Origin of the sequence: Bradyrhizobium sp. F1.4.3 (assembly GCF_040548375.1) — a bacterium.
Classification (GTDB): domain Bacteria; phylum Pseudomonadota; class Alphaproteobacteria; order Rhizobiales; family Xanthobacteraceae; genus Bradyrhizobium.
This window is the reverse complement of sequence record NZ_JBEPRN010000017.1, coordinates 32,508-49,462: the sequence shown is the minus strand read 5'-3', so window position 1 is coordinate 49,462 and position 16,955 is coordinate 32,508. Positions and strand designations below refer to the sequence as shown.

Sequence of the window (16,955 nt, the reverse complement as noted above, 5' to 3'; positions counted from 1 at the left end):
ATCAAAGGCCTTAGCGGAAGCGATCGGGCCGGTCGAGATAATCCCCGACATAGGCCTTCACCGCGTCCTCGAGCGTCGTGAAGCCGCCGTTATAGCCGGCGCGGTGGAGACGTTCGACCTTGCTCTGGGTGAAATACTGGTAGCTGCCGCGGATCGTCTCGGGCATGTCGATGTATTCGATGTTGGGCCTGGTGCCGAGCGCCGCATAAGCAGCCAACATCAGATCCCTGAAGCTGCGCGCCTTGCCGGTGCCGACATTGAAGAGGCCGGAGACGGAGGGCGTCGCCAGCAGCCACATGACGACGCGCACGACGTCGTCGACATAGATGAAATCGCGGCGCTGATCGCCGTCAGCGATGCCGTCGCGGTGCGACTTGAACAGCTGTACGACGCGACCCGCCTTGACGTCGTCGAAGCGTCGCGCCAGCACGCTCATCATCGAGCCCTTGTGGTATTCGTTCGGGCCAAACACATTGAAGAATTTCAGCCCGGCCCATTGCGGCGGGAGCCGATCGCCGTTCGCTGCGCGCTCGGCGACGACGAGATCGAACAGGTGCTTGCTCCAGCCGTAGAGATTCATCGGCCGCAGCTTCTTCAGCGCGGGCAGCGAGGCGTCATCGTCAAAGCCTTCCGCGCCGTCGCCATAGGTCGCCGCCGAGGACGCGTAGATCAACGGCACCGCATTCGCCGTGCACCAGTCGAGCAGGCGCATCGACAGGCGGAAATTGGTTTCGATCACGAGATCGCCGTCGGTCGCCGTGGTCTCGGAAATCGCTCCGAGATGGATGATGGCGTCGAGCTTGCGCCCCTTCATCCAGTCGAGCAGTTCAGCCGGGGGGACGATATCCACAAGCTGCCGCTTGGCGAGATTGCGCCACTTGCCGTCGGTGCCGAGGAGATCACAGACCACGACGTCGCTGCGGCCGGCGTCGTTCAACGCAGCCACGACATTCGATCCGATAAAACCGGCCCCGCCGGTCACCAGCAACATTCCGAAATCCCTGCCCGATTTTTTACAGCCCGGTCCTGCCCTAGCGCATGATCTGCCAAAGTGTAAGCGGTTTTGGGATCTGTGCTCGACCGGCTTTACCTGCCGGCCCGGAGCGGCTAACCGAACCGCCACATCAGGCACCTTCGGTCCTAATAACGAATGAATAATGATTCGCAACTTAGCGGGAATGACGACCGGGCCAACACCAGCCCGATCCTGATCGTCCCCTATATGTGGATCGGCGATTTCGTCCGGAATCACACCGTGGTGCGAGTGCTGAACGAGCGCTGGCCCAACCGACCGGTCGATCTCCTGACCACGTCCCTGTGCGCCCCGCTGGTCGATTACATGCCGGGCGTGCGCGAGGGGATCGTCTGGGACCTGCCGCGCAGCCGGCTTGCCGTGGGCCGCCAGTTCGGCCTGGCAAAACTCCTGCGCGAGCGGGGCTATGGCACCGCCCTGGTGCTGCCGCGGACCTGGAAAGCGGCCATCGCGCCGGCGCTGGCCGGCATCCCCGAGCGGGTCGGCTTCGTCGGCGAGTTCCGGTTCGGCCTGCTCAACCGCTGGCGCTGGGGCGAGAAGCGGCTGCCCCGGTTCATCGACAAGAACGCCGCCCTTGCCCAGCCCGACGGCGCGCCGCTGCCCCCGGAATGGCCGGTGCCGCAATTGCGGGTCCCGGCCGGGGACATCGTCCGCTGGCGGCAGGCCAACGGCCTGAGCGGAGGAGCGGCCGTCGCGCTCGCCCCCGGCTCGGTCGGGGTGTCAAAACGCTGGACCTATTATCCGGAAGCCGCCCGGCTGCTGGCCGAACGCGGCCTGGAGGTCTGGGTGGTCGGCGGCCCCGCTGAAAAGGGGCTCGCCAAGGAAATCGTCGCGGCGGGCGGACCGGGCGTGCGGGACCTCACCGGCACGGACCTGCGCAACGGTGTGCTGGCCATGGCCGCGGCCGGCGTCGCCATCTCCAACGATTCCGGCCTGATGCATATCGCGGCCGCGCTGGGCACGCCCACCATGGGCATCTTCGGCCCGACCAGCCCCTATCTCTGGGCCCCCCTCAACGGCCTCGCCGCGACCGTGGTCCAGGACAAGAGCGTGCTGTCGTGCCAGCCCTGCCAGAGCACGATCTGTCGGATGAACGACCACCGCTGCATGCGGGATATTGCAGCGTCGGAGGTGGTGGCGATTGCGGAGAGGGTGCTGAGTGAAGCAGGGGTCTACTCCGAGCACTAGCAGCCCTCCGCAAGGTCCGAGAGGCCTCGGTCTTACGTCACCACTTGAGGCTCATGCATCCTCTACTGCGCCGACATCATTAGCAACGTCCGGAATGTCTAAAGTACCTAAACCTAAGAACTCTCTTCCCTCAGGCGTAACGCGTCTGAGAACGCCGGAGCCGAAAACATCCTCGAAGATTCCTTCCATCACTTTGCGCCCGATGCGCCTAAGCTCGCTGTCCAACGTCGTCCAATCATAAGTGTTGCGGTATATGCCTAAGTAAGACGCTATCGATCTCCACAAATCGACGGTTGCTTGCTGAAAGGTGACACGCTCTTTGCGAAGATTTTCGTAGCTATATTCCTCCTCCAGTCGCTTCTCTATCTTGGCAATCTGCTTTCGACCCACTCTCTTCACATAGTCACCGGCCTTATCCGAATGGACCAATTCAAGGCCCAAGAAATCTACCGGCTGTTTGGGAGCGACGATTTGCGTCTTCGAGGTGTCGCCGCCCAATTCAGGAATAGTTAGCCCCTGTGCACCGAGCTGCGACTTCACAAATTCAAAGCCTTGCTGTGCGGCAGCTTTAGAATGAAAGAATACCAACAGGTCGTCCGCATAGCGGATCATTTCGATTTTCGCCGCTCGAAACGAAGCATCAAAATCAGAAAGGACCAGATTGGCGAGCAATGGAGAAAGAGGCATGCCTTGTCGCACGCCTAGTCCCGCTTTGATCCCTTGCTTATCAAGTTTGGGACGAGTGAACTTGGTGTGCTTTATTTCGCAATCAATGAACGAGTGAATTAGAGGAACAAGGCTGCTTCTCCCAAGCGATTTGCTGACACGCTGTTTAGCGTCTGAACGAGGTATGCGATCGAAAAACGCCTCGATATCTGTTTTCAGACACCAATCATATCTGCGCCGCAATTCAACAGCTCGGTCCAATGCGTTCGCTGTCCCTCTTCCTTTTAGGAAACCAAACGAAAATTCATTTTCAACAGGCAGTCTTTGCTTTGTAACGAGATGATTCAAGATTGCTTTCTGAACGATCCGGTCACGAATGACCGGAATGCAGATAAGCCTGTCTTTGGAAGAGTTCGGTTTTGGGATGAAAACCGGCTTTAATCTTGCAGGGCGGTATTCACCAGCGCGAAGTTCAGCAGCGAGCGCAACAAGCCGTTCATCTATCCGAAAGGCAAACTGCTCGGCAGTTAGCCCATCAATACCAGGGCGCCCAGGATCGGACGTAGCGTCGCGCGACTTCTTCCATGCGGCAAACAAATTAGACTTAGAAAGTATTCTAACAGGCTTTGGGAAACGATGAGATTCAGTTCTCCCAGGCGTAGGGTCGAGCACGGGTGCACCTAAGCCTGATTGAACGGGCGCCAACCGATGGTCACAGACCGATCTTCTGGCAGTTGGAGCTTTGCGGCTGGCGCGATATCGCGCGACCCGCTCGGCACCTGACATGTTGCCGTTCGGATTTCAAGGGAAGCTCCGACGGTGATGTTCACGGTCGCCAAAGCAGCGAGAACAAACCATGAACGATCATTGTTAGCGGGCCGCCCCCGGCCTCTGCCGGCTCCGTTGTAAAGGTCCTTGGCCTGGCTCTGTCTCTTATGCACCGCAGGCATTGGACCCTCCGTTGATTTGTGGCGCCAACCGATGGTCACAGACCGATCTTCTGGCAGTTGGAGCTTTGCGGCTGGCGCGATATCGCGCGACCCGCTCGGCTCCTGACAAATCACCGTCTAGGAGGTCGTTTGAGGCAAGAAACGGTTACCAACGGGCACAATGCTAGTTGTGGATTTGAGCCGCCGCAAGTCGGAGTAAGCCTGCAGGCGCCGACTTATCCCGAACTTTTGTCCTCTACGATGAGTTATTGGCCCCGCGATATGCGCTGCTAGGAACAATGGGGGCGGGCGCTCCAAGAATTTTAGAGACGATAACATGGTGCCGGTGTTTTGCCCGACGCGTCATACGGATTCGTAAAATCCGTATTCCGTCGCGCCGGCCGGGGCGGCCCGGATGCGGGGCCGTCCCATCATGACGATCATGGACACAGCTTATTTTGCCATCGCCGTCCTTGCGGCCTCGATTTTCGCCTTCACAGCATCGAGGTTGAAGCTCGCGCCCTTCTGCATTGGTGGAAACTCGACGGCGGTCATGGCCAGTTTCTCGACTTCCTGCTGGACGAATACGAATCGCCAGAACTCATATTTGAACCAGTCGAAGTATTCTTGCGCGCCGTATTTGGTCCCGCTATCGGGCCAGCCCGTTCGCTCGAACGGATCCAGGCGAAGGTTGATCAGGTAGGGCACGTCTACCTTGCTTTTTTCGCCTAGCCATCCGCCGGGCTGGTCGATGAAACGATACTTGTAGTCGTCGATGCGTACGGCCCCCAGCTCGCTTTCGCCGAAGTACCAGATTTCGTGCCGGTTCGACGGCCCCTTGCCGGTGATCATGTCCATCTGATTGTAACCGTCGAGATAGCACTTGTAGCTGCGGTCACCGATGACCTTGCCGTTCTTCAATTCGTTGGCAATGTTCGGGTTGCCGGCAGCGGCCAGCAAGGTCGGGAACCAGTCCAGCCCGGAGATGATGCCGTTTTCGACCTTGCCGGCGGGTACCTTGCCCGGCCAGCGGATCATCGCCGGCGCGCGGAAGCCGCCTTCCATGACCGTGCCTTTGCTCTGCGCGAACGGCGTCTGCCCGCCGTCCGGCCAGGTGAAGACCTCGGTGCCGTTGTCGGTGGTGAAGACGACGATGGTGTTGTCATCCACGCCCATGTCCTTGAGCTTTTGCATCACGATGCCGATATCGTCGTCGAGCTGCGCCATGCCGGCTTCATGAATCGACCAGCCGTTCTTGGAATTGCGCATCGCCTGGTACTTCGGCGACAAGTGCGTGACGATGTGCATGCGGGTTGGATTGAGCCACAGGAAGAACGGCTTGTTCTCGGCCTTCGCCCTTTCAATGAAGCCCAAGGCAAGGTCCCGGATTTCATCGTCCACGGTTTCCATCCGCTTGGGATAGAGCGTTCCGGCGTCCTCAATCCTCTGCTTTCCGACCTTGCCCCAACGCGGATCCACGGTGGCATCGTCCACATTGGTCGCCCACGAATGAACCATGTTGCGCGGACCGACTGTATTCAACAGCTCCTGCGGATAGGCCGGATGGGCCGGGTCTTCCATCGCGTCGAGATGATACAAATAGCCGAAGAATTCGTCGAAGCCATGCACTGTCGGCAGAAACTCGTTCTTGTCGCCAAGGTGGTTCTTGCCGAATTGGCCGGTGGCGTAGCCCATGCCTTTCAGCGCGGTGGCAATCGTCACAGCCTCCGCAGGCAAGCCCGTGGGGGCGCCGGCCTGACCGACCGTGGTCATGCCGGTGCGGATCGGGAGCTCGCCGGTGATGAAGTTGGCGCGACCCGCGGTGCAGCTCGCTTCGGCGTAGTAATCGGTAAACAGCATGCCCTCGGCCGCAATCTTATCGAGGTTCGGTGTCCGTCCGGCCATCATCCCGCGATGGTAAGCACCGATATTCCAGATGCCGATATCGTCGCCCATGATCACCACGATATTGGGCCGCGGCCCGGCCGGAGCGGGTACCGGGACCGCTGTTGGTTGCTGCGCTTGCGCAAGACTGATCGCACCGACGGCGGAGAGTGCCGAAGCCGCGACGAGAGAACTACCGCTCAACAAGAGATCGCGGCGTTTCAATCCTGGGCCGGTTGGTCGTGAGCTCGTCTCAGACTCTGCCGGAATCCTATCGTGACTCATGACATGATCCTCCTGGCACGCACTTGAAGCCGACTTGGCCTGCAGTGGTGTCGACCGGTTCGGGCATTGCGCGCGCCCGGACGATAGCGACGGCTGTGATCGGGAGAGCAAAGATGCCAGCCGCCTTAAGGCACCTCGCGCACAACGGGCTTTCGTGGAGGCCCATGAGCACAGAAAGCGGAGTGGCAACCTCTGGGTTGATCCAGATCAACGGACCTGCCCGGGTTTCGGTGCTGTTCTCGTCAGGACCAGCAACTGTCAGCGAAATCCAACAGCAGGCCTCGATTCCGTCCACCTGCTTTAATCAGTGACATTGTCAGTTCATTCGGCGAGAAAGGACGACATTTTGCCTCAAGCGGACGAGTGCTCTGCAGAGCCTATTGACTTAGATCAACGATGGGCTCGCCAGTTCGCGCACCAGATGCTGCTCAAAACCGATACGAAGGGCCACGTCTTGCTGCGACCCCGTGGGCGCCGAAGAGGCTGATTTGGCGGTATTGACCATTTAGTCGGAGAGTTTCATGAAGATCTTCAATCCCTTGGTGACGTTGGCACTTCTCGTGACGCAATCGGCCTCGATACAGGCTGCGGATTTGAACGGAGCTTGGACCGTTGACGCCTCGGCCTGTGGCCAAATATTCACCAAAGAGAACAACAGGATTGCCCTCAAGAAAGATGCTGATCTTCATGCAGGCGGTCTAATCGTGCAGGGAAGGGAAATAACCGGCACATTTGAAAAATGCACAGTCAAATCGTTGCACGATGACGGGCCGAATATGCGACTGATCGCGTCGTGCTCGGACGGCGTCTCGATTTCGGACGTGGCATTCGACCTGACATTCTCCGGAGAGAATAATATCACACTCAGCTCCAAGGAGCCGGTGCCAGTGCAAATGATGTACGTGCGCTGCCCAATGTGAAGTCGACCGCAACGGCTTGAAGGAACGTGGACAGATGATCCGGGTAGAGGCCGTCGAGGCTGCGCCGATGATGACATCGTGCCAGTGTTTTGCCCGACGAGGCAAACCGTATCTGTAAAATCCGCAAGGCATCGCACCGGGCCGGCAAGCCATTGATTCTGCTATCGCCGGCTACTGTGCATGGGGTTGTTTTCGAGTTTTTTGTTGGCCGTCGCGAAAGCGAGGTTCAGAGCAGCGGACGATAGACGTCCCCGATCCGCGCCGCCTCGGCATCGAGGCTGAACTTCTCAAGCACCCGTGCCCGCCCGCGCGCCCCCATCGCCGCCGCGGCAGCCACATCCCGCATCAGCGGCTCGAGCGCCGCAACCAGTGCGTCCGCATCGCCCGGCGGCGTCAGCACACCCGTCACGCCATCCTCGACCACGAGCTCGGCCGCGCCGGCGCGCGCGGCGACCAGCGCGCTGCCTGCTGCCATCGCTTCGATCAGCGTCAGGCCAAAGCCCTCGTTGCGCGAGGTGAAGGCATAGATCGTCAGCCGCTGATACCAGCGCTGCACCGCTTCGATCGGCAACTCGCCGGTGATGACGATGCGCGATTGCAGGCCGGCAGCCTCGATCCGCTTTTTCAGATCGTTCGCAAAGGGAGTTTGCTCGGTCGTGACCTGACCGACAACAACGGCGGTGAAGTCCGGATAGCGCGGCAACAATCGGCACATCGCATCGACAAAAACGTCGGTGCCCTTCTGCGCACGCACGCGGCCGAAACAGCCGATCGCGTAGCGGCCCGGCAGCGCGGCTTCCGCGAAGGCCGCGGCGCGATCTGTCGGCGGCGCATAGACGTCGGTGTCGACGCCATGCGGAATCACTGTCGGCTTCACCTTCAGGAACGAGGCCGAGATGTCGGAGGTCGCGATGATCGCGTCCATGCGCCGGATCAGCCAGCGCGTGATCCAGCTGTGATGCCGCTGCGCTGCCGAGGTGAAGACCAGTTTGAGCGGCCAGCCGAGCGCGCGCAGCACGACGCCTGCGATCATCTCGTTGTTGCGGCGCGCATGCCAGATCAACGGCGCCTTGCGGCGCCAAAATTTCAGGACATCGGCGCCGCTCAAGCGCGCGATCCCCTCCGGCGCGTCCGAACCGAACCACGCCGCGCGAAACAGCTTTGCCAGCCGCGGCGCCACCATCCGGTTGGTCGCGGTGACCCCGGAATAGCGCCTGTGCAGATTTGGCACGATCACTTGCAGATCGCCCGGGGAATTCGCCACGTCATGCTCCGTTTCGAAAGGTCCCTATACGCAACATTAAGCATAGTGGCCAGTTCAGCCGCGCTGAAACCCCCTCTTCACCGCGCAAACGTTAACTTGGCGCGTTGATCGAAGACGGGTGAGATGATGACTGTGCTAGTCACCGGCGGCGCCGGCTATATCGGAAGTCACACGGTCCTGGCGCTGGCGGAAGCCGGCGAGGACGTCGTCGTGATCGACGATCTCTCCACCGGTTTCTCGGCTTATCTGCCCGAAGGCGTGCCGCTGTTCATTGGCGACGCCGGCGACGAGAACCTGCTCGAAGGCGTGATCGCCCAGCACAACATCGACAGCATCATCCATTTCGCGGGCTCGGTGGTCGTACCGGATTCAATGCGCGATCCGCTCGGCTACTACCGCAACAACTTCATGACTGCGCGCAACCTGCTCAATGTCGCAGTCAAGCGCGGCATCAACCGCTTCATCTTCTCCTCGACCGCGGCCGTCTACGGCAATCCGGACCTGGTGCCGGTGCCCGAGCACGCGCCGACGCGGCCGCTGTCGCCCTACGGCTCGTCGAAGCTGATGACCGAGATCATGCTGCACGACGTCGCCGCCGCCTACGACATGCAATATGTGACCTTGCGTTACTTCAATGTCGCGGGTGCCGATCCGCAGGCCCGCATCGGGCTTGCCACCGTCGGCGCCACGCATCTGCTCAAGATCGCGGTCGAGGCTGCGACCGGCCAGCGCGCCAAGATCGACGTGTTCGGCACCGACTATCCGACCGAGGACGGCAGCTGCATCCGCGACTTCATCCATGTCACGGACCTCTCCCAGGCCCATCGCTCGGCGCTGGCCTATTTGCGCAATGGCGGCGCCTCGACCACGCTCAATTGCGGCTATGGCCGCGGCTATTCGGTGCTGGAGACCATCGACGCGGTACGCCGGGTTTCGGGCCGAAGCTTCGCCGTGCAATACGCCCCGCGACGGCCCGGCGACATCATGACCATGGTCGCCGACACCAGCCGGATCCGCGGCCTGCTCGACTGGAAACCGCAATACGACGACCTCGAGACCATCGCGGCGCATGCGCTCGCCTGGGAGGACAAGCTGTTCCGCGAGCGCCATGGCGAACTTCGCCACGCCGTCTCGGCCTAGATTCCATCCGGACGCAAGCCCTTAATTGGGCTTGAAAAACCCCGCTTTAGCGGGCACAGAGGCCCTTCAATCCCTGACGCGTGGGCAGGCTTTTCCCTGCGCCGTCAATGGACTACGGATGGCCCAGTTTCCTAAGAAAATCACCGACGATCCCTATGCGGCAGCGGCCCTGATTCGCCGTCTGGTCACGGAACAGGGGTTTATCTACTGGCGGCGCTACCTCGTCGCGTTCGCACTGATGGCGCTTGCCGCCGGATCGACCGCGGCCGCGACCTACGTGCTCGGCCAGGTCATCAACCAGGCCTATGTCGACAAGAACATCCCGGGCATCGCGATGTTCTCAGGGTTGACAGTGATCCTGCTCTTCATCAAAGGCGTGGCGACCTACGGCCACATGGTGATCCTGACCAAGATCTCGAACGCGATCCTTGCCACCAACCAGCGGCAACTGTTCGCCAAGCTAATGCGCGAAAGTGTCGGCTTCTTCTCCGAGCGGCATTCGTCTGAATTCCTGGCGCGGCTGACGGCCGGCGCAAAATCGATCACCGACGTCCTCAACATGCTGGTCAACGCCATCGGGCGCGACCTCATGATGCTGCTCGCCATGATCGGCGTGATGGTGTGGCAGGACCCGGTGATGTCGTTCATCGGCCTCGTCGTGGTGCCACCGGCGATGCTGGTGCTGCGCAAGCTGGTCAAGCGCATCAAGGGTCTCGCCTTCAACCAGTTCACCGGCACCGCCGACATCATGGAGACCATGCAGGAATCGCTGCAGGGCATCCGCACGGTCAAGGCGTTCACGCTTGAAGAGACCATGCAGAACCGCATCGACGAGAACATCGCGATCGTCGAGCGCAACGCCAACAAGATGGCCCGCGTCGCGAACCGCTCCAATCCGCTGATGGAGATGCTCGGCGGCTTCGCCGTCGCCGGCTGCCTGCTCTATGGCGGCTACAGCGTGGTCGCGCTCAACGCCACGCCCGGCGCGTTCTTCTCCTTCATGACGGCGTTCCTGATGGCGACCGAGCCGGCCAAGCGGCTGGCGCGGCTCAACATCGACCTCAACAGCCAGCTCGTCGGCGCGCGCATGCTGCTCGAAGTCGTCGACAGCCCCGCGAGCGAGCATTCCGACGACGACAAGCCGGCACTGAAACTGACCGACGCGCGCATCGAGCTGCACGACGTCAGCTTCTCCTACCGGGCCGGCGAGACCGTCCTCAACCGCATGAGTTTTGTTGCCGAGCCCGGCAAGGTCACCGCGCTGGTCGGCCCCTCCGGCGGCGGCAAGTCGACGGTGCTGGCGCTGCTCTTGCGCTTCTACGAGGTGACGCAAGGCGACATCGTGATCGACGGCCAGTCGATCGGCGCGATCTCGCGAAAGTCGCTGCGGGCGCAGACCGCCTATGTCGGCCAGGACGTCTACCTGTTCCGCGACACCATCCGCAACAACATCGCCTTCGGCAAGCCCGGCGCGACCGAGGACGAAATCATCGATGCGGCAAAAGCGGCCTGCGCGCATGATTTCATCATGGGCTTCCCGCTCGGCTACGACACGCCGGTTGGCGAGCACGGCACCCAAGTGTCGGGCGGCCAGCGCCAGCGCATCGCGGTGGCGCGCGCGCTGCTCAAGAATGCGCCGATCATCTTGCTGGACGAGGCCACCGCCGCACTCGACTCCGAGTCCGAGAAGCAGGTGCAGGAGGCGATCGAGCATCTTTGCCAGAATCGTACCACCATCGTGATCGCGCACCGCCTGCACACCATCATGCGCGCCGACGCGATCCTGGTGGTCGAGGGTGGCGAGATCGTCGAGCAGGGCCGGCACGACGAGCTGCTGCGCCGCTCCGGCCGCTATGCCTCGTTCTTCCGCCTTCAAAACCACGACACCGGCGCCCTGGCGCTGGCGCCGATCAGTGCAACCGCCTAGGATCGTTTCCACCCCAAGGTCACCTCAAGAGCAGCGAGACCGCTTCATGAACGCCGCCTCCTACGTCATTCCGCTTCCGCCCCAAGCGTCGCTTCCCGTCGTCGGTGAGAGCGGCCGCTATCCCGTCCGCCGCATCTGGTGCGTCGGCCGCAACTATCTCGAGCACATCCGCGAGATGGGCAATGACGAGCGCGCGCCGCCGTTCTTCTTCGCCAAGCACGCCGACATGCTGGTGCCCGATGGCGCCACCATCCCCTATCCGCCGCTGACCAAGGATCTGCATCACGAGGTCGAGCTGATCGTCGCGATGAAGAGCGGCGGGCTGAACATTCCCGCCGACAAGGCGCTCGACCATGTCTACGGCTATGCCGTCGGCATCGACCTCACCCGCCGCGACCTCCAGATCGCCTCGCGCAAGAAGGAGCGCCCGTGGGAGATCGGCAAGTCGTTCGACGGCTCCGCGCCCTGCTCCGCAGTGCAGCCGGCCTCGAAGATCGGCCATCCCTCGAAGGGCAAGATCTGGCTCACGGTCAACGGCAAGGAAGCCCAGAAGGGCGATCTCACCGAGCTGATCTGGAACGTGCCCGAGATCATCTGGCAGCTCTCGCAGCAGGTGAAGCTCGCCGCCGGCGACATCATCATGACGGGCACGCCAGCCGGCGTGTCGCAGCTCCAGCCCGGCGACAAGCTCGAATGCGGCGTCGATGGCGTCGGCACGCTGAAGGTATCGATCGGCCAGCCGGAATAGGCCGGCCTCGCAATTCGCGACATTGCCAAAGCCTCGGACGTAGCGTCCGGGGCTTTTTTACGATGGGCCTTCTCGCTCTCAGGCGTGCGAACCGTGCGCGCCCACGGCGCTGATGTCCTTACCAGTGTAGTCGGTCATCAGCGCGGTCGCGATCAGCGTGATGACGGAGCAGGCCGCAATATAGACCGCAATGGCCGTCGCCGAGTGGAACGTGCCGAACAGCCAGGCTGCGATCAACGGCGCGGGGCCACCCGCGATCACGGATGCAAACTGATAGCCAAGCGACGCGCCGCTGTAGCGAAGGCGTCCGGTGAAGCTCTCGGCGATCAACGCGGCTTGCGGACCGTACATCATGTCGTGCGGAATCAGCGACAGGACGATCGCGAGGAAGACGACCACCTCCGATCCGGTATCGAGCATCGCGTAGTAGATGAAGCCGAAGATGCCGGTGACGAGCGCGCCGGCCATATACATGTTCTTGCGGCCGATCTGGTCGGACAGATGACCGCAAACCGGAATCGTCACGAACGACACCACCGAGGCCGACAGCACCGCTGTCAGCAGGAAGTCACGCGAGAGATGCAGCGTGCCGATGCCGTAGGAAAAGACGAACGCGGTGAAGATGTAGAACGGTGCCTGCTCGGCCATGCGCGCGAAGGCCGAGAGCAGGATTTCCTTCGGATGCTGCTTGATCACCGTCAGCATCGGCGTGCGGTCGAGCCGGCGCTCGGCCAGCAGCTTGGAGAATACCGGCGTTTCCAGGATGCCGAGCCGGATGTAAAGACCGACGCCGACCAGGATGAGGCTGAGCGCGAACGGTATGCGCCAGCCCCAAGCCAGGAACCGATCGCCCGCCATCTGGCTGAATGCCAGCACGGCGAGGTTGGCAAGGAACAGGCCGCAGGGCACTCCGAATTGCGGCCAGGACGCGATCAATCCGCGGGACCGGTCGTTGCGCGCCCATTCCATCGACATCAGCACCGAGCCACCCCATTCGCCGCCGACGCCGATGCCCTGGACGAAGCGCAGCACGGTCAGGATCACCGCGCCCCAGATGCCGATGCTCGAATAGGTCGGCACAACGGCCACCGCCGCGGTCGCCAGTCCCATCAGCAGCAACGTCGCAATCAGCGTCGACTTACGGCCGATGCGATCGCCGTAATGTCCGAAGATCGCGGCACCGATCGGACGCGCGACGAAGCCGACCGCATAGATGGCAAACGCCTCGAGCGTGCCAACCCAGGGGTCGGAATGCGGGAAGAACAGCTTTGCGAAGACCAGACCCGTAACCGTGCTGTAGAGGAAGAAGTCATACCATTCGATCGCAGTTCCCACCGTGGAGGCGATGACGGCGCGACGAAGCTGGAGCCGATGTTCGGATGGGGACAGTTGGCTGACGTCGAGGCCGAGCGTTGTCATGGGAACGTCTCCTTCTGACGCGCCCCCCGGACCCTGACTGGGTCGTTTGACTACAAACTATCTTGCGCGCCCAAGGGTCCCGGCAAACCGCAAATGCCGTCTAGTACTTTTGTCGGTCGGCAGGGGCAGAAGGCTAGGCTGTCGTGCGAGTTCGCTCTACCAGGCCTTCACCGGCCGATTGGCGTGGCTCACCTGCGGTACCCCGCGATTGAGCGACATGTGGGAATGCACACACAGCCAACCATCGGCATTCTTGGAGAACACCATCGTCGCCCGGCCCGGCCGCGGAAACGAGCTACCATCGGGATGATAACCCGTGCTCGTCCACGGTGCGATCACGGTCGCTGTCGCGCCATCGGCTGACGCCAGAATGGCGGTCTGATCGAGGACGAATCGGAAGTCGGTCGTCTTGGGCCAGACGTTATTCCATTGCGACGTGACCCATTGGTCGAGGCCGGGGATGACGTCGTTATGCGTGCCGAAGGCAAGCACATCGGGGTGAAAGAGCGGCCTTGCCGAGGCGTAGTCGACCTCGCGGACATAGCCTGCGAAGGTTTCCAGCCACCGGCGGAAGAACTGCGCTATCTCGGTGTTCGCCATTGGCAAAGGGGCCATTGCCTGCTCCATGTTAGGCCACTAAATCGCGGCAACCTTGTTGCCATGGGCCGAACTATCCAGCAAGACTCGCGCCACGGTCAGGATCGGAGGATCCCCGTCACGACTGCATCAGAAAACGAGAGGATGTCTCGGATGTCGAACACCATCACTGAGCTCGAGGGGCTGCTCATGCAGCGCTCGCTCACCGACCCACAGCTTCTCGCCGCCGCAGAAGCAGCCTCGGATTTCCGGATCCTGCCGGAGGCCACCGTCATCAAGATCGGCGGCCAGAGCGTGATAGACCGCGGCCGCGCCGCGGTCTATCCGCTGGTCGATGAGATCGTCTCCGCGCGCAAGACCCACAAGCTCCTGATCGGCACCGGCGCCGGCACCCGCGCCCGGCATCTCTACTCGATCGCGGCGGGGCTGCGCTTGCCGGCCGGCGTGCTCTCACAGCTCGGCGCCTCCGTCGCCGACCAGAACGCCGCGATGCTGGGACAGCTGCTGGCCAAGTACGGCATCTCCGCCGTGGGCGGCGCCGCGCTCTCCTCCGTGCCGCTCTTCCTTGCCGAAGTGAACGCGGTGATCTTCAGCGGTATGCCGCCCTATAGCCTGTGGATGCGCCCCGCGCCCGAAGGCGTGATCCCGCCTTACCGCACCGATGCCGGATGCTTCCTCGTCGCCGAGCAGTTCGGCTGCAAGGCGATGATCTATGTGAAGGACGAGAACGGCCTCTACACCGCAAACCCGAAGACGGCGAAGAGCGCGACCTTCATTCCAAAGATCTCGGTGGCCGAGATGAAGGCCAAGGGCCTCCAGGACTCGATCCTGGAATTCCCGGTGCTCGATCTCCTGACCTCGGCGCGCTACGTGCGCGAGGTGCAGATCGTCAACGGCCTCGTCCCCGGCAATCTCACCCGCGCGCTCGCGGGCGAGCATATCGGCACCATCATCACCGCGAGCTGAAGAGAGCACCGCCATGGCTGACACCAACCAGATCAAGCACGTCGCCTCGCCGCTCGCGCGCCAGACGCTTCTCGACGGCGACCTCACCCGCCCCGTTGCCGGCAACCGCCCGATCAAGCTGCTGCCCTGGGTGCAAGTCATCAAGATCGGCGGCCGCCTGATGGATCGCGGCCACGAGGCGATCCTCCCGCTCGTTGACGAGCTGCGCTCGCTGCTGCCGGAGCATCGCCTGCTGATCCTGACCGGCGCAGGGATCCGCGCGCGCCATCTCTACAGCGTTGGCCTCGACCTCGGACTTCCAGTCGGATCGCTCGCCCCACTTGCCGCAAGCGAGGCCGGCCAGAACGGCCATATCCTCGCGAGCCTGCTCGCACCGGAGGGCGTCTCCTACATCGAGCACCCGACCATCGCGAGCCAGCTTGCGATTCATCTGACCGCAGCCCGCGCGGTCGTCGGCAGCGCCTTCCCGCCCTATCACCATCATGAATTCCCGACCTCGCGCATCCCGCTGCATCGGGCCGACACCGGCGCCTTCCTGCTCGCCGACGCGCTGGGCGCCGCGGGACTGACGATCGTGGAGGATGTCGACGGCGTCTACACCAGCGATCCCAACGGCGCCGATGGGAAGAGAGCGGAGCTGCTGAAAGAGGCCAGCCTTGCGGAGCTTTCGAAGCTGAAGGGCACGCTGCCAATCGATCGCGCGCTGATCGAGGTCATGGCCAACGCGCGGCACATCGCACGCGTGCAGGTCGTGAACGGCCTCGTTCCGGGCCGGATCACCGCAGCGCTGCGCGGTCAGCATGTCGGGTCGATCATCCACACCGGTGCCAAGCCGGCGTAACGCCTCGGCCAGGTCGGCAAAACAAAGCCCCGGAGTTCGCTCCGGGGCTTTTGATTTTCAACGCAGCCGAACGATCACCTCAGCGCCGATATCACGATCAGGCCGAGGATCAGCGCCGTCAGCGAGTATTTCAGCGTGTAGTAGACGTTACGGTTCCACGCCTTGACCCTGCGGCTGGCGAGATGGATCTCGTAGAGCTTGCCGAACACCTTGTTGAGCACGCCGACGCTCTCGCCATCGACGTTCTGGGTCGCCGACGCCTTGACGATGTGATGGCTGACCCAGCGGTTGATCGCGGTCATGAAGCCGAACTTCATCGGGCGCTCGACGTCGCAGAACAGGATGATGCGATTGACTTCGGTCGCATTCTCCGCGCTGTGGATGAAGGTCTCGTCGAACATAAAGGCCTCGCCGTCGCGCCAGACGCATTCGACGCCGTCGACCAGGATCCGGCACTTGTTCGAGTTCGGCGTGACGAGCCCGAGGTGATAGCGCAGCGAGCCCGCGAAGGGATCGCGATGCGCTCCCAGTTTGCCGCCCGGCGGCAGCATCGCGAACATCGCGCCGTGCACGTTCGGAATCGCGTTCAATAGCTCCACCGTTTTCGGGCACAGCGTACGCGCCGACGGCAGGAAGTCATCGTACCATTTCAGGTAAAAGCGCTTCCAGCCGCTTTTGAAGAACGAGTAGAAACCCCAATCGTTGTTCTTGGTGGCGGCGCGAATGAAGCCTTCGTCGAACAGGCGCACGGCTTCGTCGCGGATTGTTTCCCAATTTTCGCTGAGCGGCTTGAGCTCAGGGAAGTTCTCGACCGCGATGACCGGCCTGTTCGGCACGGCCGAACCCGCATACATCAGCACGTTGTAGGGCGCGAGATAGGTCGAGTGGTCGCCGAGCTGGCGAGCGAAACGCAGCCGCTGCTTGCCGCGGAAGTGAACGTAAATCGTCGATGCCGCAAGCACATAAAGGATGACAAGTTGCGGCGCAAAAAGCTGTTTCAGCATATCCCCGGTTCCCGAGTGACCCAGCCGGGGACGTCATCTACCCCCGTCCGGCCCAAGCGGCAAGATATTCACCGGTGGGTTGCGGCCAATCTGGGGAGAGCGCTGGGATGGAACTTGGGCTGAAACCGGCCGAAACGAGCCGAA

At 62.1% G+C, this 16,955-nt stretch carries 14 protein-coding genes; 7 read left to right on the top strand and 7 right to left on the bottom strand.

The window, feature by feature from the left end; translation table 11 throughout:
• Positions 1-10: 10 nt before the first annotated feature.
• Entirely contained in the window at positions 11-991 is a 981-nt protein-coding gene (gene rfaD / locus ABIB73_RS30665) for an ADP-glyceromanno-heptose 6-epimerase (protein ID WP_354230180.1), read from the bottom strand.
• A 159-nt stretch (positions 992-1,150) separates the two neighbouring features.
• Here rfaD and waaF point away from each other — a divergent pair, with 159 nt between their 5' ends.
• Positions 1,151-2,221 carry a lipopolysaccharide heptosyltransferase II gene (waaF, locus tag ABIB73_RS30660; protein WP_354230178.1) on the top strand — a complete coding sequence of 357 codons (1,071 nt, stop codon included), beginning with the start codon at positions 1,151-1,153 and terminating at the stop codon, positions 2,219-2,221.
• Positions 2,222-2,272: 51 nt separating this feature from the next.
• Here waaF and ABIB73_RS30655 read toward each other — a convergent pair whose 3' ends face one another.
• A complete protein-coding gene (locus tag ABIB73_RS30655) occupies positions 2,273-3,559 on the bottom strand; it encodes a reverse transcriptase domain-containing protein (protein ID WP_354230176.1) in 1,287 nt (428 codons plus the stop codon).
• A 710-nt stretch (positions 3,560-4,269) separates the two neighbouring features.
• On the bottom strand, positions 4,270-5,985 hold the full coding sequence (locus ABIB73_RS30650; RefSeq protein ID WP_354230313.1) for an arylsulfatase: 1,716 nt from the start codon (positions 5,983-5,985) through the stop codon (positions 4,270-4,272).
• A 521-nt stretch (positions 5,986-6,506) separates the two neighbouring features.
• Here ABIB73_RS30650 and ABIB73_RS30640 point away from each other — a divergent pair.
• Positions 6,507-6,905 carry a hypothetical protein gene (locus ABIB73_RS30640; RefSeq protein WP_354230174.1) on the top strand — a complete coding sequence of 133 codons (399 nt, stop codon included), beginning with the start codon at positions 6,507-6,509 and terminating at the stop codon, positions 6,903-6,905.
• Positions 6,906-7,131: 226 nt separating this feature from the next.
• Here the strand turns inward: ABIB73_RS30640 and ABIB73_RS30635 are convergent, their stop codons facing one another.
• Positions 7,132-8,169 carry a glycosyltransferase family 4 protein gene (locus tag ABIB73_RS30635; RefSeq protein WP_354230172.1) on the bottom strand — a complete coding sequence of 346 codons (1,038 nt, stop codon included), beginning with the start codon at positions 8,167-8,169 and terminating at the stop codon, positions 7,132-7,134.
• Between the two features lie 126 nt (positions 8,170-8,295).
• On the opposite strand from ABIB73_RS30635, the gene galE reads away from it, so the two are divergent.
• The 3 genes from galE (at position 8,296) to ABIB73_RS30620 (ending at position 11,984) form a co-directional block, all read left to right on the top strand.
• Positions 8,296-9,309 (top strand): UDP-glucose 4-epimerase GalE, encoded by a 1,014-nt coding sequence (gene galE, locus ABIB73_RS30630; RefSeq protein ID WP_354230312.1) that lies wholly within the window; start codon positions 8,296-8,298, stop codon positions 9,307-9,309.
• 118 nt (positions 9,310-9,427) lie between these two features.
• Positions 9,428-11,236 (top strand): ABC transporter ATP-binding protein, encoded by a 1,809-nt coding sequence (locus ABIB73_RS30625; RefSeq protein ID WP_354230170.1) that lies wholly within the window; start codon positions 9,428-9,430, stop codon positions 11,234-11,236.
• 46 nt (positions 11,237-11,282) lie between these two features.
• Positions 11,283-11,984: a fumarylacetoacetate hydrolase family protein gene (locus tag ABIB73_RS30620; protein WP_045001507.1), complete on the top strand. Its 702-nt coding sequence runs from the start codon at positions 11,283-11,285 to the stop codon at positions 11,982-11,984.
• Positions 11,985-12,062: 78 nt separating this feature from the next.
• On the opposite strand, the gene ABIB73_RS30615 is transcribed toward ABIB73_RS30620, so the two are convergent.
• Positions 12,063-13,403 (bottom strand): MFS transporter, encoded by a 1,341-nt coding sequence (locus tag ABIB73_RS30615; protein WP_354230168.1) that lies wholly within the window; start codon positions 13,401-13,403, stop codon positions 12,063-12,065.
• 156 nt (positions 13,404-13,559) lie between these two features.
• A complete protein-coding gene (locus tag ABIB73_RS30610) occupies positions 13,560-14,018 on the bottom strand; it encodes a YybH family protein (protein WP_354230166.1) in 459 nt (152 codons plus the stop codon).
• Between the two features lie 135 nt (positions 14,019-14,153).
• Here ABIB73_RS30610 and ABIB73_RS30605 point away from each other — a divergent pair, with 135 nt between their 5' ends.
• Both ABIB73_RS30605 and ABIB73_RS30600 read left to right on the top strand, forming a co-directional pair.
• Complete coding sequence (locus ABIB73_RS30605) at positions 14,154-14,966, top strand: amino acid kinase family protein (RefSeq protein ID WP_354230164.1); 813 nt, start codon at positions 14,154-14,156, stop codon at positions 14,964-14,966.
• Positions 14,967-14,979: 13 nt separating this feature from the next.
• Complete coding sequence (locus tag ABIB73_RS30600; RefSeq protein ID WP_354230162.1) at positions 14,980-15,807, top strand: amino acid kinase family protein; 828 nt, start codon at positions 14,980-14,982, stop codon at positions 15,805-15,807.
• Between the two features lie 74 nt (positions 15,808-15,881).
• On the opposite strand, the gene ABIB73_RS30595 is transcribed toward ABIB73_RS30600, so the two are convergent.
• Positions 15,882-16,811 (bottom strand): aspartyl/asparaginyl beta-hydroxylase domain-containing protein, encoded by a 930-nt coding sequence (locus ABIB73_RS30595; RefSeq protein WP_354230160.1) that lies wholly within the window; start codon positions 16,809-16,811, stop codon positions 15,882-15,884.
• Positions 16,812-16,955: the final 144 nt, after the last annotated feature.